General features: G+C 30.5%; 20 protein-coding genes. 11 read left to right on the top strand and 9 right to left on the bottom strand.

Annotated features, from left to right (window positions below):
- The first annotated feature begins 78 nt into the window (after positions 1–78).
- The 11 genes from BWR22_RS12490 (at position 79) to BWR22_RS12440 (ending at position 9,395) form a co-directional block, all read left to right on the top strand.
- Positions 79–906, top strand: a complete 828-nt coding sequence (locus tag BWR22_RS12490) for a prephenate dehydratase (protein ID WP_076733994.1) — start codon at positions 79–81, stop codon at positions 904–906.
- On the top strand, positions 906–2,045 hold the full coding sequence (locus BWR22_RS12485) for a pyridoxal phosphate-dependent aminotransferase (protein WP_076733993.1): 1,140 nt from the start codon (positions 906–908) through the stop codon (positions 2,043–2,045). Before BWR22_RS12490 ends, BWR22_RS12485 begins: the two co-directional genes overlap by 1 nt.
- Entirely contained in the window at positions 2,042–2,896 is an 855-nt protein-coding gene (locus tag BWR22_RS12480; RefSeq protein WP_198033380.1) for a prephenate dehydrogenase, read from the top strand. The genes BWR22_RS12485 and BWR22_RS12480 overlap by 4 nt, the downstream gene beginning before the upstream one ends.
- A 51-nt stretch (positions 2,897–2,947) precedes the next feature.
- Positions 2,948–4,030 (top strand): bifunctional 3-deoxy-7-phosphoheptulonate synthase/chorismate mutase type II, encoded by a 1,083-nt coding sequence (locus BWR22_RS12475; RefSeq protein WP_076733992.1) that lies wholly within the window; start codon positions 2,948–2,950, stop codon positions 4,028–4,030.
- Positions 4,031–4,123: 93 nt separating this feature from the next.
- On the top strand, positions 4,124–4,672 hold the full coding sequence (locus BWR22_RS12470) for a hypothetical protein (protein WP_076733991.1): 549 nt from the start codon (positions 4,124–4,126) through the stop codon (positions 4,670–4,672).
- 87 nt (positions 4,673–4,759) lie between these two features.
- Positions 4,760–5,710 carry a ribosome small subunit-dependent GTPase A gene (rsgA, locus tag BWR22_RS12465; RefSeq protein ID WP_076733990.1) on the top strand — a complete coding sequence of 317 codons (951 nt, stop codon included), beginning with the start codon at positions 4,760–4,762 and terminating at the stop codon, positions 5,708–5,710.
- A 55-nt stretch (positions 5,711–5,765) separates the two neighbouring features.
- Entirely contained in the window at positions 5,766–6,218 is a 453-nt protein-coding gene (gene dtd, locus BWR22_RS12460; RefSeq protein WP_076733989.1) for a D-aminoacyl-tRNA deacylase, read from the top strand.
- A gap of 2 nt (positions 6,219–6,220) precedes the next feature.
- Positions 6,221–6,547: a nucleotide pyrophosphohydrolase gene (locus BWR22_RS12455; protein WP_076733988.1), complete on the top strand. Its 327-nt coding sequence runs from the start codon at positions 6,221–6,223 to the stop codon at positions 6,545–6,547.
- A gap of 42 nt (positions 6,548–6,589) precedes the next feature.
- A complete protein-coding gene (locus tag BWR22_RS12450; protein WP_076733987.1) occupies positions 6,590–7,825 on the top strand; it encodes a 3-phosphoshikimate 1-carboxyvinyltransferase in 1,236 nt (411 codons plus the stop codon).
- A gap of 85 nt (positions 7,826–7,910) precedes the next feature.
- Complete coding sequence (queA, locus tag BWR22_RS12445; RefSeq protein WP_076733986.1) at positions 7,911–8,960, top strand: tRNA preQ1(34) S-adenosylmethionine ribosyltransferase-isomerase QueA; 1,050 nt, start codon at positions 7,911–7,913, stop codon at positions 8,958–8,960.
- A 93-nt stretch (positions 8,961–9,053) separates the two neighbouring features.
- Positions 9,054–9,395 (top strand): ribose-5-phosphate isomerase, encoded by a 342-nt coding sequence (locus BWR22_RS12440; RefSeq protein WP_076733985.1) that lies wholly within the window; start codon positions 9,054–9,056, stop codon positions 9,393–9,395.
- A gap of 3 nt (positions 9,396–9,398) precedes the next feature.
- Here BWR22_RS12440 and BWR22_RS12435 read toward each other — a convergent pair whose 3' ends face one another.
- From BWR22_RS12435 to miaB, 9 genes are all read right to left on the bottom strand, one after another.
- Positions 9,399–11,735, bottom strand: a complete 2,337-nt coding sequence (locus tag BWR22_RS12435; RefSeq protein WP_076733984.1) for a hypothetical protein — start codon at positions 11,733–11,735, stop codon at positions 9,399–9,401.
- 505 nt (positions 11,736–12,240) lie between these two features.
- Positions 12,241–13,878, bottom strand: a complete 1,638-nt coding sequence (gene groL, locus BWR22_RS12430) for a chaperonin GroEL (RefSeq protein ID WP_076733983.1) — start codon at positions 13,876–13,878, stop codon at positions 12,241–12,243.
- Between the two features lie 103 nt (positions 13,879–13,981).
- Positions 13,982–14,260, bottom strand: coding sequence for a co-chaperone GroES (locus BWR22_RS12425; protein ID WP_076733982.1), 279 nt, complete (start codon positions 14,258–14,260; stop codon positions 13,982–13,984).
- Between the two features lie 177 nt (positions 14,261–14,437).
- On the bottom strand, positions 14,438–14,782 hold the full coding sequence (gene secG, locus BWR22_RS12420; RefSeq protein ID WP_076733981.1) for a preprotein translocase subunit SecG: 345 nt from the start codon (positions 14,780–14,782) through the stop codon (positions 14,438–14,440).
- A gap of 1 nt (position 14,783) precedes the next feature.
- Positions 14,784–15,695, bottom strand: coding sequence for a hypothetical protein (locus BWR22_RS12415; protein WP_076733980.1), 912 nt, complete (start codon positions 15,693–15,695; stop codon positions 14,784–14,786).
- Positions 15,696–15,699: 4 nt separating this feature from the next.
- Positions 15,700–16,209 carry an LptE family protein gene (locus BWR22_RS12410; RefSeq protein WP_076734433.1) on the bottom strand — a complete coding sequence of 170 codons (510 nt, stop codon included), beginning with the start codon at positions 16,207–16,209 and terminating at the stop codon, positions 15,700–15,702.
- A gap of 46 nt (positions 16,210–16,255) precedes the next feature.
- Positions 16,256–17,512: a sigma-54 interaction domain-containing protein gene (locus tag BWR22_RS12405; RefSeq protein WP_076733979.1), complete on the bottom strand. Its 1,257-nt coding sequence runs from the start codon at positions 17,510–17,512 to the stop codon at positions 16,256–16,258.
- 34 nt (positions 17,513–17,546) lie between these two features.
- A complete protein-coding gene (locus tag BWR22_RS12400; protein ID WP_076733978.1) occupies positions 17,547–18,023 on the bottom strand; it encodes a hypothetical protein in 477 nt (158 codons plus the stop codon).
- Between the two features lie 7 nt (positions 18,024–18,030).
- The gene (gene miaB / locus BWR22_RS12395) at positions 18,031–19,476 is read right to left on the bottom strand and encodes a tRNA (N6-isopentenyl adenosine(37)-C2)-methylthiotransferase MiaB (RefSeq protein ID WP_076733977.1); all 1,446 of its coding nucleotides are present in this window, start codon (positions 19,474–19,476) and stop codon (positions 18,031–18,033) included.
- Positions 19,477–19,707: the final 231 nt, after the last annotated feature.

Here is a 19,707-nt window from a genome sequence, read left to right as displayed (position 1 = left end):
TATGTAATTTTGAAAACATATATTTTTAAAAAAGTCTCGATTTATATCGAGACTTTTTTTGTTTAAAACCAATAAATTTTGATTAAAACTGTAGCCATACAAGGAATAAAAGGATCTTTTCACCATATCGTGTCTCAAGATTACTTTGGAGCACAAACAGCTATTAACGAGTGTTTGTCTTTTGATGATACTGTAGATGCTTTATTAGTAGGTAAAACAGAAGCTGCAATTATGGCTTTAGAAAATTCTATTGCTGGATCAATAATACCAAATTATGCTTTAATAGATAACCATAATCTTCATATTGTTGGTGAGCATTATTTAGATATTCAGCACAATCTAATGGCATTACCCAATCAAAACATTGAAGATATAAAAGAGGTCTATTCTCATCCAATGGCATTATTACAGTGTAAAGCATTTTTTAAAAATTACCCACACATTAAGTTGGTAGAAGATAAAGATACAGCAGATGTAGCAAAACGAATACAGGAAAATAATCTTAAAGGAGTCGCAGCTATAGCAAGCAAATTAGCAGCTTCAATTTTTAAACTAAATATTTTAGCAGAAGGAATTCAAACTATAAAACATAACGAAACACGTTTTGTTATAGTAAAGAAAGAAAACTCTGAAATTTCTAAAAATGAGATAAATAAAGCTTCAATAAAATTTGAGCTAGATCATAAACGTGGTAGTTTGGCCACTGTACTTAACGTTATGAGCGATTGTAAGCTTAATTTAACTAAAATACAATCTTTACCTAAAATTGAAACACCTTGGCTTTATGCTTTTTTTGTAGATGTAACTTTTAATAGTTATAGCGACTTTGAAAAAGCAAAATCTATAATGGAAATTATGGCAACACATTTTAAAGTTTTAGGAGAATATAAAAACGCAAAAAAATAATGGAAGTCGCAAATAGGTTACATAGCGTTGAAGAGTACTACTTTTCTAAGAAATTAAAAGAAGTTAATTTTCTTAAATCTCAAGGAAAACCCATTATTAATTTGGGTATTGGTAGTCCAGATTTACAACCACCAGGAAAAGTAATTACAGCAATAGCTAATAGTTTCGAGTCGGTAAGTGCTCATAAATACCAAAGCTATCAAGGTTTACCAGAGTTGCGTGAGGCAATAGCAGCCTTTTATAAAACACATTTTCAGGTAAATGTTAGCGCAGTAACAGAGGTTTTACCATTAATGGGAAGTAAAGAAGGTATTATGCATATTTCTATGGCTTTTTTAAATCAAGGAGATGCTGTTTTAATACCAAATCCAGGTTACCCAACATATACCTCGGTTACAAAATTATTACAAGCAGAGCCTATATTTTACAATTTAGATGCAGAAAACAATTGGTGCCCAAATATAGAAGAACTTGAAAAACAAGACTTGAGTAAAGTAAAAATCATGTGGTTAAACTATCCGCATATGCCAACAGGTGCAAAAGCCACCAAAACAATATTTAAAACCTTAATAGCATTTGCTAAAAAGCATGATATTTTGTTGGTAAATGATAACCCATATAGCTTTATTTTAAATAAAGAGCCATTAAGTATTCTTAGTATAGAAGGAGCTAAAGAAATGTGTTTAGAATTAAATTCTTTAAGTAAAACATTTAATATGGCAGGTTGGAGAGTTGGAATGTTATTAGGTAATCACAAGCTATTAAATGCTGTTTTAAAGGTAAAAAGTAATATGGATTCCGGTATGTTTTATGGCATACAAAAAGGTGCGGTAGAGGCATTAAACTCTTCAAAGATGTGGTTTGTAAGTTTAAATAATGTTTATGAAAAACGCCGAAAGTTAGTATGGCAATTAGCGACAAAGCTAAATTGTAGTTTCGATGAAGACGCTAGTGGATTATTTGTTTGGGCAAAACTTCCACCATTTTTTAAATCTGAAGAATTTATAGATAAACTTTTAAAAGAAAATAGCATTTTTATAACACCAGGAACCGTTTTTGGTAGTCAAGGAGAAGGCTACGTGCGTTTTTCTTTATGCGCAACAATAGCAGAATTAGAAGAAGCAATTGCAAGAGTATGATAAATAAAATATACATAATAGGAGTAGGATTAATAGGTGGGAGCTTAGCTTTAGATATAAAGAAAAAAAGACCAGAAGCCACTATATATGGTATAGATAATAGTGAACAACATTTATTAGAAGCATTAGAGCTAAATATTATAGATAATAAAGCAACAATAGAGGATTTAGACAAAGCAGATTTGGTTATTTTATCTATTCCAGTAGATGCTGCTGTAGAATTATTACCAAAAGTATTAGATAAAGTTTCAGACTTTGGTTTAGTTGTAGATGTTGGTTCTACCAAATTAGATATATGTAAGGTTATAGAAAATCATCCTAAAAGAAGAAATTTTTTAGCCATGCATCCTATAGCAGGAACAGAATTTTCTGGACCCAAAGCGGCGATATCAAACTTATTTCAACATAAAACGAATATTGTTTGCGAAGTAGAAAAAACAGCGTTTAAGCTTCAAGAAAGAGCATTAAACCTTTTTACAGAAATTGGAATGCGTATGCGTTATATGAATCCTGAATCTCATGATAAGCATATCGCTTACGTTTCACATTTATCTCACATAAGTGCTTTTATGCTTGGTAAAACAGTAATTGAAAAAGAGAAAAACGAACGCGATATTTTTGATATGGCAGGTTCTGGTTTCGAGAGCACAGTTAGATTAGCAAAAAGTTCGCCAGCAATGTGGACACCAATTTTCAAGCAAAATAAAGCTAATGTTGTTGAAACTCTAGAAGATTACATTAAGAATTTAACTCAATTTAAAAACATGATGCAAAACGATGATTTTGAAGGTGTTTTTAATGAAATGAAGGACACAAATTACATAAAACAGATATTAAACGGAATAAAATAAATTAAAAATTAACTTGGTTTTAAAGCCTTGTATATCCTAAAGAGAAAGATTATGGAAAACAAAAAAGAAATGAGAAACTGGTTGGACGACATGAAATTAGATCATCCATTAGTAATCGCTGGACCTTGTAGTGCAGAGACAGAAGAACAAGTTTTAAAAATCGCTCACGAGCTAAAAGATACAGACGTAAGCTATTTTAGAGCTGGTATTTGGAAACCAAGAACACGTCCAGGAAATTTTGAAGGTGTTGGCGCTTTAGGCTTAAATTGGCTTAAAAAAGTTAAAGCAGAAACAGGAATGAAAACATGTACAGAGGTTGCAAATGCAGCACACGTTAAATTAGCTATCGAAAATGATGTAGATTTACTTTGGATAGGTGCACGTTCTACTGTAAGTCCATTCATTATGCAAGAATTAGCAGATGCTTTAGCCGGAACAGATAAAATAGTTTTAGTTAAAAATCCAGTAAACCCAGATTTAGCTTTATGGTTAGGTGGAATAGAAAGATTATATACTGCAGGTATTAAAAATTTAGGAGCAATACACAGAGGTTTTTCTACTTACGAGAAAACTAAATATAGAAATATTCCAGAATGGCAAATAGCTATAGAATTTCAAAATAAATTTCCAGACTTACCATTAATTAACGATCCATCTCATATAACAGGAAAAAGAGACATGGTTTTTGATGTTTCTCAAACTGCATTAGATCTTAATTTCGATGGATTAATGATTGAAACACACTACGACCCAGATAATGCATGGAGTGATGCTGCACAACAAGTAACACCAACTGCTTTGGTACAAATGATGGAAGATTTAAAAATTAGAAAACAAACTGATCCTGAAGCAGAATATAATAGTGAGTTAGCTAACCTAAGAGCTCAAATAGACGTTGTAGATAATCAATTAATAGATTTATTAGGAAAGCGTATGCATGTAGCAGATGGTATAGGAAAACTTAAAAAAGACAAAAACGTTGCTGTTTTACAAAGTAAGCGTTGGAATGAGATTTTAGGAAAAATGGTGCTGCAAGGTGAAGAAAAAGGATTAAGCGAAGAATTTGTTTTAAAATTATTTAAAGCGGTACATCAAGAATCTATTAATCATCAAGAAAAAATTATAAAAGGATAAATTTAGATTTGTAGGTTTTGATATTAATTCTATTTTTGAAGTCTCTTTGTAATTACAAAGAGACTAACCAAAATTAAATTAAATTAAACTTACATGAAAAAATTATTATTAGCAGCGTTATTAGTTCTTATTAGCTCATTTTCAATCGCTCAAGGAACTGAAGCAAAAGAAGTGAATGAAATAGACGAAGTTTACAAACACAACGGAGAAGTTGTTAAGGGTAAAGTTGTTAGAGTCGAAGAATATACAATTGTATTTGTGTATCAAGGTGAAGACACTGAGTATACTATTGGTAAATATGCAGTAGAAAAAATAAAGCATAATAGTGGTAGAGTAGAGGATATAACAGATAAAATTATTGTTAATAACAAAGATGATTGGGAAAACGTTGTTATACTTGAAGATAAGAGCTATATAGCAGGTTTAAAAAAAGGATCTGAAGTTAGAGGGAAGACTGGACTTATTAATTTTCAAACAGGAAATACTGGTGATAAAAAAGCTGAAAAAAAATTAAAAATGGCTGCAGCAAAAAATGGTCATCCGTTTATTTTGCTAACATCAGATAAGTCTACTGTTGGTGCAAGTTCTAACAGATTAGGTGGTTCGCAAGCAATAAAAAAAGGAGTCTCTTATATGTATTAAATTAATCCATATTGATTAATAAAAAAAGAGCTGCCTATGGTAGCTCTTTTTTTGTTTTACTTGATAATAATATCCATCTTTGTATTAATGACAGGACTAGTATATAAATCTACAGGAAGTTGGTACACGGTTAAAACCCAAAACGGTACTACTTACGAATGCCGTATTAAAGGTAAATTTCGTTTACAAGGTATAAAAAGTACAAATCCAATTGCAGTTGGCGATTATGTAGATTTCGAGCTGGATACTAAAAGCGACCAAGAAACAGGTGTTATTAATAACATTCATGATCGAGAAAATTATATTGTCCGCAAATCGGTAAACTTATCTAAGCAAACGCATATAATTGCCTCTAATATAGATCAGGTTTTTTTACTAATTACTATAGATAATCCACCAACATTTACAAGTTTTATAGATCGTTTTCTTGTTACGGCAGAAGCTTATTCGGTTAAAACAGTTTTAGTTTTTAATAAAATAGACACTTACAACGACGATACTATTTTAGAGGTTAAATATCTAGAGCATATTTATAAAAATATAGGATATAATTGTATTAGTATTTCGGCTAAAACAGGAGAGAATATAGATAAAATAAAAGCTTTAATGGAAGGGAAGGTAAGTATGTTTACAGGACATTCTGGAGTAGGCAAATCTACCTTGGTTAATGCTATAGAACCAAGTTTAGATTTAAAAACAAAATCTATATCTGCGCAGCACTCACAAGGACAGCACACTACAACATTTGCAGAAATGTTCGACTTAAGTTTTAATGCTAAAATTATAGATACACCAGGAATTAAAGGTTTTGGTGTAGTAGATATGGAAAAAGAAGAAATAAGCGATTATTTTCCAGAGTTTTTTGAGCTTAGTCAAGATTGTAAATTTAATAATTGTTTACATATTGAAGAACCCAAATGTGCAGTAAAAGAAGCTTTAGAAAGAGACGAAATTGCAGCATCACGATATAGAAGTTATGTGCAAATTATAGAAGGAGACGAGCAACATTATAGAACAGATATTTGGGATAAAGAATAGTATAGATAGTTTTTTTACAGTTTATAAAATTTTATAGGTTAGAAAAAGAGCAAACATGAAAATTGTAATACAAAGAGTAAGTAAGGCAAGTGTAACAGTTGAAGGCGAAAAAGTAGCTTCAATAGGTAGTGGATTGCTAATATTATTAGGTATTGTTGCAGAAGACACTCAAGAAGACATTAATTGGTTAACAAATAAAATAGCTAATATTCGCATATTTGAAGACGAAAATGGCATAATGAATAAATCGCTATTGCAAATAGATGGAGAGGCAATAGTTGTTAGTCAATTTACTTTACAAGCAAGCACTAAAAAAGGAAACAGACCAAGTTATATTAAAGCAGCACGACCAGAAGTTGCAATTCCTATGTATAACGCTTTTAATAGTACATTAGAATCTGTTTTAAAAAAACCTATACAAACTGGAAAATTTGGAGCAGATATGAAAGTAGAATTACTAAACGATGGTCCAGTTACAATTATAATAGATTCTAAAAATAAAGAGTAAATATGGACATTAAAAACGCACAACTAGAAGTAGATAATTGGATTAAAAACCATGGTGTTCGCTATTTTAATGAGCTTACAAACATGGTGCAACTTACAGAAGAAGTTGGAGAAGTAGCTAGAATTATAGCTAGGCGTTATGGAGAGCAAAGTGAAAAAGAAAGTGATAAAAGCAAAGATTTAGGCGAGGAATTAGCCGATGTTATGTTTGTTGTATTATGCTTGGCAAATCAAACAGGAATAGACCTACAAGAAGCTTTCGATAAAAAATTAGATTTAAAAACTAAGCGAGATCACGATCGTCATCATAACAATAAAAAACTTAAATAATTTTTTACAAACTTGCAAAAGCAAGTATTTATTAGTTTGGATATGAATATAAAACTCCACAAATCTTCAGTTAAAAATAACATGGCAATAGCAATAACAGGTTCAAAAAGCGAATCTAATAGATTGTTGTTACTGCAAGCATTATATCCAGAAATTAAAATAGAAAATATCTCTAACAGTGACGATTCTCAATTAATGTCTAAAGCTTTAGCATCTACAGAGCAAGTAATAGATATTCATCACGCAGGTACTGCAATGCGTTTTCTTACTGCATTTTTTGCTACTCGTGAAGGCAGAGAGACAATAATTACTGGATCTAAGCGCATGAAAGAGCGACCAATTAAAATTTTGGTAGACGCTTTAAATCAATTAGGTGCAGAAATTCAATATCAAGAAAACGAAGGTTATCCGCCACTTTTAATTAAAGGTAAAAAGCTAAAAAAACATAAAGTATCTTTAGATGCTAATGTAAGTAGTCAATACATTTCGGCATTATTACTTATTGCTTCAAAACTTGAAAACGGACTAGAATTAACTTTAAAAGGTAAAATAACATCTGTTCCTTATATTAACATGACTTTAGGTTTGTTGAATCAATTAGACATAAAAACTGAGTTTGTAGACAATGTTATTACAGTAAAACCATTACAAGAAAAAGTAGAACCTAAAACTTTAACTGTAGAGTCAGACTGGTCTTCGGCATCTTATTTTTATAGTATTATTGCCTTGTCTAAGGTTGGAACGGTTGTAGAAATTTCTGCTTACAAAAAAAATAGCCTGCAAGGCGATTCAGTATTATCAAATATTTATAAAAGTTTTGGAGTTACAACAACTTTTAAAGAACATGCTGTTATTATTGAAAAAATTAAAACTGTAAGCCCTCAAGATTTAATAAATTTTGATTTAGCAAACTCACCAGATATAGCGCAAACAATTGCTGTTTCGGCTTTTGCTTTAGGTTTAGAATGCAATTTAACAGGTTTACACACGCTAAAAATTAAAGAAACCGATAGGTTAGAAGCACTAAAAACCGAAATCGAAAAATTTGGTGGAGAAGTAAATATTACAGACAAAAGTTTATATCTTAAAAAATCTAAAGTAATTAAAGAAGATGTAAAAGTAGTAACCTATAACGACCATAGAATGGCAATGGCATTTGCTCCATTAGCTTTAAAAACCACTTTAGAAATTGAAGATTATATGGTAGTTTCAAAATCTTATCCAACATTTTGGGACGATTTAAAGCGGTTAGGAATTCAATTTAATGTAAATAATTAAATAATAATCGCTCATTTACTTGACAACGCCTATCTTGAGATTGTATCTTTGCAACTTTCTAAACTAAAACACGATAAGCATGAAAATGAAATTATCTCACTTTGACTTTGAATTACCAGAGGAGTTATTGGCAGAATATCCAGCAGAAAACAGAGACGAGTCTCGTTTAATGGTCTTAAATAGAAAAGATCAAACTATAGAACACAGACAGTTTAAAGACATTATTGATTATTTTGATGAAGACGATGTCATGATTTTAAATAATACAAAGGTTTTTCCTGCGCGTTTATTTGGTAATAAAGAAAAAACTGGAGCTAGAATTGAAGTCTTTTTATTACGTGAGTTAAACGAAGAGCAACGCCTTTGGGATGTTTTAGTAGATCCGGCACGTAAAATTAGAATTGGAAATAAATTATATTTTGGTGATGACGAAAGTTTAGTTGCCGAAGTAATTGATAATACAACATCTAGAGGAAGAACACTACGTTTCCTTTACGATGGATCTTACTCAGAGTTTCGTAAAAAATTAACTTCTTTAGGCGAAACACCTTTACCAAAATACATTAAAAGAGATGTAGAGCCAGAAGACGAAGAACGTTACCAAACTATTTTTGCAAAAAAGGAAGGTGCCGTAGCAGCTCCAACTGCAGGAATGCACTTTTCTAAGCATTTATTAAAGCGTTTAGAAATTAAAGGAGTAGATTTTGCTGAGGTAACATTACATGTTGGTTTAGGTACTTTTAACTCTGTAGAGGTAGAAGATTTATCTAAACATAAAATGGATAGTGAAGAAGTTACTATTGGACCAGAAACAGTAGAAACTATTAATAAAGCATTAAAAAACAGACGTCGTATTTGTGCTGTTGGTACAACTGCAATGCGTGCAGTAGAAAGTGCTGTGTCTTCAAACCAAACACTAAACGAAATAGATGGCTGGACAAATAAATTTATTTTTCCACCTTACGATTTTAGTATAGCAAATGCTATGATTACTAACTTCCATACACCAAAATCTACATTAATGATGATGACTTCTGCTTTTGCAGGACATGATTTTGTAATGCGTGCTTACGAAGAAGCTGTAAAAGAAAAGTACAAATTCTATAGTTACGGAGATGCAATGTTAATTATCTAATGCATTGTTCTTTTTAATATTAATATTAAAAAGCCTTGTCTATTTTAGACAAGGCTTTTTTTGTTTTATATTAGTTTAAGAAAAAATACCAACATGCCATATAGAATTTACGTTATAGAACTATCTAAACGCGTTTATACGGAAAACGCAAAGTTTAGAGCGGCAAATCCGCAGTTTAATGGTGTTTTACAGTGTTTATATGTTGGCATGACGAGTAAGACTCCTAAAGAGCGTTTTACGCAACATAAAACCGGCTATAGAAATAAAAAAGGATATAAGCTATCTTCAAATATTGTAGAGAAATACGGCTCGTATTTAAGACCAAGTTTATATAACCATATCGACCCAATTAAAACCAGAGCAGAAGCACTAAAAATGGAAGAGGCTTTAGCTTTAGAGTTAAGAAGAAAGCGATATGCAGTTTGGTTTAATTGATAGTTAAATGTCTAATATAGTTGTATAGTAGTACAAATAACCATCATCGTCAATTCCATTTACAATTATTTTTACTTTTTTTGTATAAGTTGAGTTTTTAATTTTGTAAGATATATCACCCTTATTATCAGATTTAAGTTGTGGTTTCCAATTAATTATTCCGTAGTGATCAAATTTTTCAGATTGTAAAGAATTATAAAAAGGAATTTTAAATTCTTTTTCAATATCAAAACCAGATGCAACTGTAAATGTTTTGTGATATCCTCTATTTATGTTGTTGTTTATTCCTTTTTTTCTGTAAATACTAATAAAACCACCAGCTGCACCAGCACCTAATCCTGCACCAGATTTAGAAATAAACATTTCTTCTATCTCACTCATTCTTACTCCGGCAAGAAACTCTAAACTGTTTGTTATTGGAGCGTTGTCTAAAAATACTTGGGTAGGGAATTTTGTAAAACCCATATTTCTATTAGAGAAAATAGTAAAACTACCATTAGCTTCAGCAACATCAAAACCTTCTGCTCTAATAAAATCTATAACTAATTGAGATGGATAGGCTTTTTCTATATTTACTCTGTCTTGCTGTCTAGAATTAAAATAATTATTAACTACTTTTTTCTCTTGTTTAACGTTTTCGATATTTACAGTATCTAATGCAACTACATCTGCAGATATAATAAAATTATCTGTATTTATATTTTGTAATATTTCAGGTTTTTGAATATTCTGTTTTAGTCTAGAAACATCTAAAGTATCTATATACGGTATTGGATATAAATTGTAATACGGAAAAACCTTTATAAGTTTTTTGTTTTTATTTCTTAAAACAAAATTAATTTTAGAGTCCTTACTTAAGTAAAGGTTAGTAAATTGAAAATAGTTCTCTTCGTCAGGTGTTGTTTTTATTTGAACAGCATTTAAAGGTGAAATTAATTCTAAAATGTTTTCTGGTTTGTACTCTGTTTTATTTAATTTCCCTTTGACTTGAAAACCAGTATCAAAAGGATAACGAATAATTGGAGGTGTATTTATAATTGAAGTAATGGATTGTCTGCTATTATGTTCAGAAATTAATAAAAGGTCCAGATTGTAAAGAGATTCTCTGGTAATTTTAGTTATATATTTATTATACTTATTCGTGTTCGAGCTAATGTAGGGATCGAATAAAATTTTACTTAAAATTGTATCTTCAAAATTATTGCCTTTAGTGTCTTTTGGTAAAATACTTATGCTAAAGTTTTTAGGAACCTTACTATTACTGCTAATTGTAATTGTTGTTGAGTCTCTTTTTTTATTAGTAGTTACAGACTGTACATTACCAATCTTTAAGCCGTTAGTGTTAAAAATTATGCGCTCTAATACTCTGTCATTATTTTCATTTAGAATAGTTATAATATTTATGCCACTAAATATTTCAGATTTTAATAGAGAAGCATTGTATTGCAAAGATTTTTCGTTGAATTCAATAGGTATGTTTTTTATGTTTCCGTCTCTATGAATTAAAAGTTTGTAGGTCTTCTCTTTTAAAGCTTTAATACTGCTTATATTGGTTTCTAGCTTAATATTATAAGAATCTTTTTTATCAGTAATTTTTATGTTTATTCCTTTCTCTTTAATATCAATTATTGGCTTTGAAAATATGACTTCATTATTTTTATTAATTATCTTAATTATATAATCTTTATCTATTTCGGGTTTAAAATTAAATTTACCATAACCGTCAATGTTAAGATTAATAACTTGTAAAGTTTTATCATTATTATCAAACAGAACTCCCTTTAAATTTGAGTTAGTTAATTTTAAATCTGAATGAAAATTTATTACAAGATTATTAAAAGTATCGTAGATTAAATTTCCTCCTTCGGGTTTTATTTGTAAAGATGTAACTGTTGTTTTGTTAATTTTTGTTTCAGAATTAACAACAAATGTTTTAACGTCAGAAAGGTCTAAGTTAAAATTACGCATCCAGTTTGTGGTGGTTTTTAAATAATATATTCCAGGTTCGTAATCTTTATCTATTTCAATTTGTCCATTAGAAACACCATCTTTCCCTAAAAAAACTTTCTGATCGACTAAAACACCAAATTCATTGTAAACGTTATAATAAATATTACTACTACTTCTATAGAGTTCTGAATTTTTATTAGAATATATGTAGGTTTGAAACCACAATGTTTCACCTAAAACTACATTAGATTTACTTAAGTGAGTATAAATAGTTTCAGGTTTGTTTTCTGAATTTTTTTTATAAACAGATGTGATGCTTTCATTCTGTGTGTTTTGCGAGAAAGAAAATAAAGCAATAGATAATAGAAAGTATAAAAAAGTATTTTTCATTAAATAATTATGCGTTTAATTTTTTAAATATAAAAAAACCTTTATCAGTTTATGAAAATGTTTTTAATTAATTGTTAACGAGCAATTTCTTGTATATATTAGACAATGAATAATTAACCAAGCTCATTAAGTTAGTTTAGTAATTTAAAACTTCTTTAATTAAGTATATATAGATTATGAGAAAAATTGTCTTTTTTTTTAATAGGTTTGATTTTATAATTACACCAACTGTACTTACAATAATTTTCGTGTATTTTAATATTATTAGTGTGAAATTTTCACATATTCTAGTATTTTTTTTATTAGCAATTATTATACATATTGTTTTAAAGAAATTAGCATTATATATTATTTCTTCATAAAAAATATTTAATAAAAAATAGATATTATCATTTTCTGTAACAAGAAAACGCCCTCAGAAATAAATCTGAGAGCGTTTTTTTATTACCTCACATAGTCAACTTTTGTTAATATCAGTGAGTTGTTTATCTATGGCGATTCGCCATTACATCATGCCTGGCATTCCACCACCCATTGGAGGCATTCCGCCACCAGCAGGAGCATCTTCTTTAATATCGATTAATGCACACTCTGTAGTTAAAATCATTCCAGCAACAGAAGCAGCATTTTCTAATGCGATTCTAGTTACTTTTTTAGGATCTATAATACCAGCTTTAAGCATATCTACATAAGTTTCGGTTTTAGCATCGTAACCAAAGTCTTTTTTACCTTCCATGACTTTGTTTACAACAACACTACCTTCTCCACCAGCATTTTCTACAATAGTTCTTAAAGGTGCTTCAATAGCACGTGCAACAATTTGTATTCCTGTAGTTTCGTCTAAGTTTTCTGTAGTAATTTTTTCTAAAACAGATTTAGCTCTTACTAAAGCAACACCACCACCTGCAACAATACCTTCTTCTACAGCTGCTCTTGTAGCATGTAAAGCATCATCAACACGGTCTTTTTTCTCTTTCATTTCTACTTCACTTGCAGCACCAACATAAAGTACAGCAACACCACCTGCTAATTTAGCAAGACGTTCTTGTAGTTTTTCTTTATCGTAATCGCTTGTTGTAGATTCTATTTGAGATTTAATTTGGTTAACACGGTTTTTAATCATGTCTTTATCTCCAGATCCATTTACTACAGTTGTATTGTCCTTATCTATAGTTATGCGCTCTGCAGTACCAAGCATTTCAATAGAGGCATTTTCAAGTGTAAATCCGCGTTCTTCAGAAATTACAGTTCCTCCAGTTAAAATAGCAATATCTTCTAACATTGCTTTACGTCTGTCTCCAAAACCTGGTGCTTTTACAGCAGCAATTTTTAAAGATCCACGTAATTTATTTACTACTAAAGTCGCTAATGCTTCACCATCAACATCTTCAGCTATAATTAATAAAGGCTTTCCTGTTTGTGCAACTGGCTCAAGAATAGGAAGTAAATCCTTCATTGTAGATACTTTCTTATCGTATAGTAATACGTAAGGGTTTTCTAAATCTGCAATCATTTTCTCACTATCTGTTACAAAGTAAGGAGATAGGTAACCTCTGTCAAACTGCATTCCTTCTACAACATCTACATAAGTGTCTGTTCCTTTCGCTTCTTCAACAGTAATTACACCTTCTTTTCCAACTTTTCCAAATGCGCTAGCAATTAAATCTCCAATTAACTCATCGTTATTTGCAGAGATTGAAGCAACTTGCTTTATTTTATCTGAAGAGTTTTTTACTTCTTTAGCTTGTTTTCCTAAGTCTTCAACTAAAGCTGTTACGGCTTTGTCAATACCACGTTTTAAGTCCATAGGATTTGCACCGGCAGCAACATTTTTTAATCCTTCTTTTACAATAGCTTGCGCTAAAACGGTTGCCGTTGTAGTACCATCACCAGCTAAATCGTTAGTTTTAGAAGCTACTTCTTTTACCATTTGAGCTCCCATGTTTTCTAATGGGTTTTCTAACTCAATTTCTTTAGCAACACTTACACCATCTTTAGTTACAACTGGCGCACCAAAAGAACGGCTAATAATTACATTTCTTCCTTTTGGTCCTAAAGTTACTTTTACAGCATTTGCTAATGCATCTACACCACGTTTTAGTCCGTCGCGTGCTTCTATATCAAATTTTATATCTTTTGCCATCGTTAAAATTTTAATTTTATTCCCTTAAAATTGAGAATTGTTTTGTTTTAATTTAATAATCTATTTACAAATAATGAGATTTCTGCGTTTACAGAAATAGGAATTATATAATAGCCATTATATCTTCTTCTCGCATCATTAAATAGTTTACACCATCTAACTTAATTTCAGAGCCAGAATATTTTCCATAAAGAACAGTGTCTCCTACTTTAACCGTTAGTGGTTCGTCTTTTTTTCCGTTTCCAATGGCAACTACAGTGCCTTTGTGTTGTTTCTCTTGTGCGCTATCTGGAATATATAATCCAGAAGCAGTTTGTGTTTCGGCAGGAAGTGCTTCTACTAGTACACGATCTGCTAGTGGTTTAATGTTTAATTTACTCATATTTGTTTTATTTATTCTGTTTAAAAACAGATGGTTTATTTTTATAATGATTTTTATACTAAAAATGTGCCATTAGCAGGCAACTGACAAACTTACAGATTGTAAAAATAGGATAGTAATAAAACAAAAAATGCCAACTTAATAGCTGGCATTTTTTAATTTTATATTTAGGTGTAATTATTCACCATCAGTTTCATTTGTAGTTGTATTTTCTACAGCAGGTGCAGGTGCTGGTGTAACAGGTGTAGATATAGCATCAGGATCTAATGCTTTAGATTCTGCTCCAACTCCTGTACGAGTTATTGTTAAGCTTGATGCAAGTATTAACACTACTAAAATACTAGCTAATGTCCATGTACTTTTGTCTAAGAAATCTGTTGTTTTCTTTACACCACCTAATTGTTGAGTTCCGCCTCCGCCAAAAGAAGAAGATAATCCACCTCCTTTAGGGTTTTGTACCATTATAACTACAATTAGTAAAAAAGCTACTACTACGATTAAAATTAATAATATTGTAAACATGTTATTCTTTATTGTTTTGTTCTTGTAATTCTTTTATTGCTTTAATTTGGTCTGCAAAGAAACCACTTTTTTCTGGATATTTCAAACTTAATATTTTATAAGATTGAATTGCTTTTTTGTAATTTTTTTGCTCAAGATAAATACGTGCTAAAGTCTCTGTCATTAGGGCTTCTGGCTGGATCATTTGTGCTTTAGCAATGTTCTTTTTAGAAGTGGCAACTTTTTTTGCAGCCAATTTAGGACTCTTTTCTATAAATTTTTCGATGAGATCAAACTTTTTTGCTTTAGCAAGTGCTTTAACAGATTGCTTTGGCTCGGTATCTTTATTAGTGCTTTTATTTGATTCAATATCACGATTTATAGGAGTTAGACGTGTTAAACTTAACCACTCGTTAAAGGAATGTGTTTCGGTTTTTTCAAACTGTAGTGGTTTACCTATATTTAAAATGTTTTCAGGCGTTTTTTTGTCTTCAGTTGTTATGTTTAAAGTTTGTGTGCTTTCACTTTTAGGCTCAAATAAATCTGGATTTAATATGTTTTTGGTTTCTTCAATTTGTTGTTTTAAAGCACTGTCAATGGTAATGCTTTTTTGAACCGAAATATCTTCGGCTTGAACTTTTATGTCTAATAAATTTGAAGTGTTTTGTTTTATAAATTGAGACACTTCATTTTGTGTAAATGTTTTAGAGGTAATAAAATCGAATAAAATACTTCTGTCTGTGGTGTAGGCGGCTGTTTTTTTTAAAGCATTATTGTATTTAAAACTTTCGGCGTTTTTTAATCCTTTTAAATGTAATGCTCTTGCAGATTGAAAATAAGGGAAATTGTCTACAACATTTTCTAAATCTGTAGTTGTTTCCTTATTAATATTCTGAGGCGATTTAATTATATTTAAAAACGTTGTCTGATTCATTTTTTTACCACTTAGCTAAAGATGCATTAAATATATCTTGAGTAATACGTTCAAAAATTTCTTCTAATGCTGTGTCTTTTATACTTCCTGTAAGTAGGGAGCTTCCTGCGTAATCGTAAAAGAAAGAAAAAGTTTGTTCAAAGTCATCATCTTCTGCTTTTTTATTATAAAAACGAACTCGTACGCTTACAGATAGTCTGTTTTGTGCAGCTGTATTATCTGCAGTTGCTGTAGTTGGTGAAATACGATATTCTGTAATTTCTCCTTCGTAAACTAAATCTCCATTAGAGTTAACAAGTTCTAAATTAGTTTGGTTTACTATTAAATCTTGTAAGGCAATGGTAAAATCTCTATCAATTCCAGGTTCTACTTGTGCAGCTGTATTTTGAAAATAATTAACCTGAAAAGATTTTACATTATCTTGAATGTTAGTTCCAGAAAAAGAATAAAAACCACAACTAAAAAACGTAAGTGATATTGTTAATAGTAGTAGAGCGTGTTTTATGTATTTCATATTTGTATTAAATTTATAAGAAAAGGCTATTTGTAATAACGAAAATTTAAAGATCAAATTGTTTAATTTTTCTATAAAGCGTTCGTTCGCTTATGCCTAATTCTTCTGCAGCTAACTTGCGTTTTCCACCGTGTCTTTCTAAAGATTTTTTAATTAATTCTAATTCTTTATCATGTAGAGATAAAGTTTCTTCTTCCTCAATTTCTTCTGCGAAATGATATTTGTCTTCAGTTTCGGCTTTGTATGCTTGTTCTTTTTTTACTTCTTGTGGTATTGCTAAAACTTGTAAGTCGTCTAAACTTTCTTCGGTATTATTATCGCCGTAAATTTTTTCAATTAAGCCTTCGTTGTCTTTTTGAACGTCTTTGGCATTTCCGCTTTTCATTAATTCCATGGTAAGCTTCTTTAAATCATTTAAATCGGCTTTCATATCAAACAATACTTTGTAGAGAATTTCGCGCTCACTACTAAAATCGCTTTCAGATTTTGTTTTGTTAATTACAGCAGGTAAGTTAGAGCTTCCTGATGGTAAATAACTCCTTAAAGTTTCGGCAGAAATGGCTCTATTTTGTTCTAAAACAGATACTTGTTCTGCTACATTACGTAATTGCCTAATATTACCACTCCAACGAAATTTTAGTAGAATTTGAATTGCATCGTCTGATAATTTTATTGTAGGCATTTTATATTTTAATGCAAAATCACTAGCAAATTTTCTGAATAATAAATGGATGTCTTCTTGGCGCTCTCGTAATGGAGGTAAATTAATTTCTACAGTGCTTAGTCTGTAATATAAATCTTCACGAAATTTTTCTTTTTTAATAGCTTCAAACATATTAACATTTGTTGCAGCTACTATTCTTACATTGGTTTTTTGTACTTTACTAGAACCTACTTTTATAAACTCTCCGTTTTCCAGAACACGAAGTAATCTTACTTGTGTTGTTAAAGGTAATTCTCCAACTTCATCTAAAAAAATTGTTCCACCGTCGGCAACTTCAAAGTAACCAGATCTTGTAGAGGTTGCTCCTGTAAAAGCACCTTTTTCATGGCCAAAAAGTTCGCTGTCTATTGTGCCTTCTGGTATTGCGCCACAGTTTACAGCAATATATTTATTGTGCTTTCTATGTGAAAGTTGGTGTATTATTTTTGGAATGCTTTCTTTTCCAACACCACTTTCTCCTGTAACCAAAACAGAAATATCTGTTGGTGATACCTGGATTGCCTTTTCAATAGCACGATTTAAAGTAGCGCTATTTCCAATAATCCCGAAACGTTGTTTTGTAGCTTGTATTGATTCCATATTAATAACCCATTTAAATGGGAATCTTTTTAAATTAGTTTTTACTTGCTTTATTAATGAGTTTCTTTAAAAATTTCTCCATTTTATCTTTTTTACTGTCAAAATCTAAAATGTTATTTCTATCCTCATCTAAAATATAAACATTTATAGTTGGTATTTTTGTATATGTAATTTTACCATCTATATTCTCACAACCTTCGCTATATGATGCTTCGTTTACAATTAAGGAACAGTTTTTAGTATTTACTTTTTTAATATTTATATTTTCCCATAAATATATTGTGCCTAAATCTACTTTTGCAGCTTCATTAAAAACACCAAATTCTTTATTTAAAAGTGTTATTAATTTTTTTGAGTTAAATGAAAGGTTAGAAGCTAATGTTTTAACTTTTATATTATTGTTAATTAAGAATGAGCTAGAATACACTTTATTTAGCTCTATTTTTAATTGAGCATAACTAGTTGTAAATAAAAATACAAATCCTAAAAATAAGATAGCGCTTTTATTCATAATCACGTTAATTGTTTTGCGAATAGCCTACGGCTTCTCCTATTAAAGTAGCGGTTGTACAATCTAAAACCTTAACCTTTACTAAATCTCCTACTTTATAATTTTCCTTAGGAAATACAGCAACAATATTTTGTGAAGTTTTTCCGGACCATTGTGCGTTAGATTTTTTAGACTCACGCTCAATTAAAACTTCAACTTCTTTGTTTAAATATTTTTTAATTTGAATTTCTCCATGTTCGCGCTGTAATTGAACAATTTCTGCAAGACGTCTTTTTTTGGTGGCTTCTGGTACGTCGTCATCTAGTTTTCTTTCTGCTAATGTGCCAGGACGTTCAGAATACATATACATGTAACCAAAATTATATTTAACATACTCCATTAAGCTTAAGGTATCTTGGTGATCTTGTTCGGTTTCGGTTGGGAAACCAGCAATCATATCTTGGCTAATGGAACAATCAGGAAGGATACGCTTAATATTATCTATTAAAGTAAAATATTCTTCACGTGTATGTAAGCGATTCATTTCTTTTAAAATACGGTTGCTTCCACTTTGTACTGGTAAATGAATATGCTTACATATATTATCGTATTTAGCCATGGTTTCAATAACATCTAAACTCATGTCTTGAGGATTAGAAGTAGAGAAACGAATTCGCATTTTTGGTTGTGCTTCTGCACAAATTTGTAATAGCTTTGAAAAATCTACAGCTGTAGCTTTCTGCATTTCAGTAGCTTTAGCAAAATCTTTTTTAAGTCCGCCACCATACCAAAGATAGCTGTCTACATTTTGCCCAAGTAAAGTAATTTCTTTGTAGCCTTTGTTCCAAAGATCGTTAATTTCTTCAATAATACTTTGTGGGTCTCTACTACGTTCTCTACCACGAGTAAACGGTACTACACAAAAGGTGCACATATTATCGCAACCACGAGTTATAGAAACTAATGCGCTTACACCATTAGTGTTTAAACGCACAGGAGAGATATCACCATAAGTTTCGTCTTTAGATAAAATAACATTTATGGCGTCATGTCCATCTTCAACTTCTGCTAATAGGTTTGGCAAATCTTTATAAGCATCTGGTCCAACAACAAGATCTACAATCTTTTCTTCTTCCAGAAATTTACTTTTTAAACGTTCTGCCATACAGCCTAATACACCAACTTTCATTTTTGGATTAGTACGCTTTACAGCATTGTATTTTTCAAGACGTTTTCTAACAGTTTGTTCTGCTTTGTCTCTAATAGAGCAGGTGTTTACTAAAACTAAATCGGCGTCTTCAAGTTTGTCTGTAGTATTATAACCTTGATCGTTTAAAACAGACGCAACAATTTCACTGTCGCTAAAATTCATAGCACAGCCATAGCTTTCAATATAAAGCTTTTTAGAATTTTGTTTTTTCTGCTCTAAAATTAAAGCGTCTCCTTGTTTACTTTCGTCTATTATTTTTTCCATATTTATTTCTCGTAAAAACGAAAATCTTATATTTTTTATCCGATACAATAAGTATGCAAAGATACGGTATTTTAAGATTTATGACAATCTGACAGTGTGTTAATTTTTTAATAAGAATTACTCGGTGATTTTATTGGTATATATTAAGGAGAATTTAAACGGTGTTAATGCATAAATAGCGATGATTAAAATTAATGCAACAAAAGGTCTTTTTTTAAATATTATCAAAGA

This window comes from Lacinutrix venerupis (genome assembly GCF_001971745.1).
Classification (GTDB): domain Bacteria; phylum Bacteroidota; class Bacteroidia; order Flavobacteriales; family Flavobacteriaceae; genus Lacinutrix; species Lacinutrix venerupis.
This window is presented reverse-complemented; position numbering and strand designations above follow the sequence as displayed.

Coding starts and splice junctions, on each gene's coding strand:
- BWR22_RS12485 (WP_076733993.1), top strand. CDS start 906: ATGGAAGTCGCAAATAGGTTACATAGCGTTGAAGAGTACTACTTTTCT.
- BWR22_RS12480 (WP_198033380.1), top strand. CDS start 2,042: ATGATAAATAAAATATACATAATAGGAGTAGGATTAATAGGTGGGAGC.
- BWR22_RS12475 (WP_076733992.1), top strand. CDS start 2,948: ATGGAAAACAAAAAAGAAATGAGAAACTGGTTGGACGACATGAAATTA.
- BWR22_RS12470 (WP_076733991.1), top strand. CDS start 4,124: ATGAAAAAATTATTATTAGCAGCGTTATTAGTTCTTATTAGCTCATTT.
- rsgA (WP_076733990.1), top strand. CDS start 4,760: ATGACAGGACTAGTATATAAATCTACAGGAAGTTGGTACACGGTTAAA.
- dtd (WP_076733989.1), top strand. CDS start 5,766: ATGAAAATTGTAATACAAAGAGTAAGTAAGGCAAGTGTAACAGTTGAA.
- BWR22_RS12455 (WP_076733988.1), top strand. CDS start 6,221: ATGGACATTAAAAACGCACAACTAGAAGTAGATAATTGGATTAAAAAC.
- BWR22_RS12450 (WP_076733987.1), top strand. CDS start 6,590: ATGAATATAAAACTCCACAAATCTTCAGTTAAAAATAACATGGCAATA.
- queA (WP_076733986.1), top strand. CDS start 7,911: ATGAAATTATCTCACTTTGACTTTGAATTACCAGAGGAGTTATTGGCA.
- BWR22_RS12440 (WP_076733985.1), top strand. CDS start 9,054: ATGCCATATAGAATTTACGTTATAGAACTATCTAAACGCGTTTATACG.
- BWR22_RS12435 (WP_076733984.1), bottom strand. CDS start 11,735: ATGAAAAATACTTTTTTATACTTTCTATTATCTATTGCTTTATTTTCT.
- groL (WP_076733983.1), bottom strand. CDS start 13,878: ATGGCAAAAGATATAAAATTTGATATAGAAGCACGCGACGGACTAAAA.
- BWR22_RS12425 (WP_076733982.1), bottom strand. CDS start 14,260: ATGAGTAAATTAAACATTAAACCACTAGCAGATCGTGTACTAGTAGAA.
- secG (WP_076733981.1), bottom strand. CDS start 14,782: ATGTTTACAATATTATTAATTTTAATCGTAGTAGTAGCTTTTTTACTA.
- BWR22_RS12415 (WP_076733980.1), bottom strand. CDS start 15,695: ATGAATCAGACAACGTTTTTAAATATAATTAAATCGCCTCAGAATATT.
- BWR22_RS12410 (WP_076734433.1), bottom strand. CDS start 16,209: ATGAAATACATAAAACACGCTCTACTACTATTAACAATATCACTTACG.
- BWR22_RS12405 (WP_076733979.1), bottom strand. CDS start 17,512: ATGGAATCAATACAAGCTACAAAACAACGTTTCGGGATTATTGGAAAT.
- BWR22_RS12400 (WP_076733978.1), bottom strand. CDS start 18,023: ATGAATAAAAGCGCTATCTTATTTTTAGGATTTGTATTTTTATTTACA.
- miaB (WP_076733977.1), bottom strand. CDS start 19,476: ATGGAAAAAATAATAGACGAAAGTAAACAAGGAGACGCTTTAATTTTA.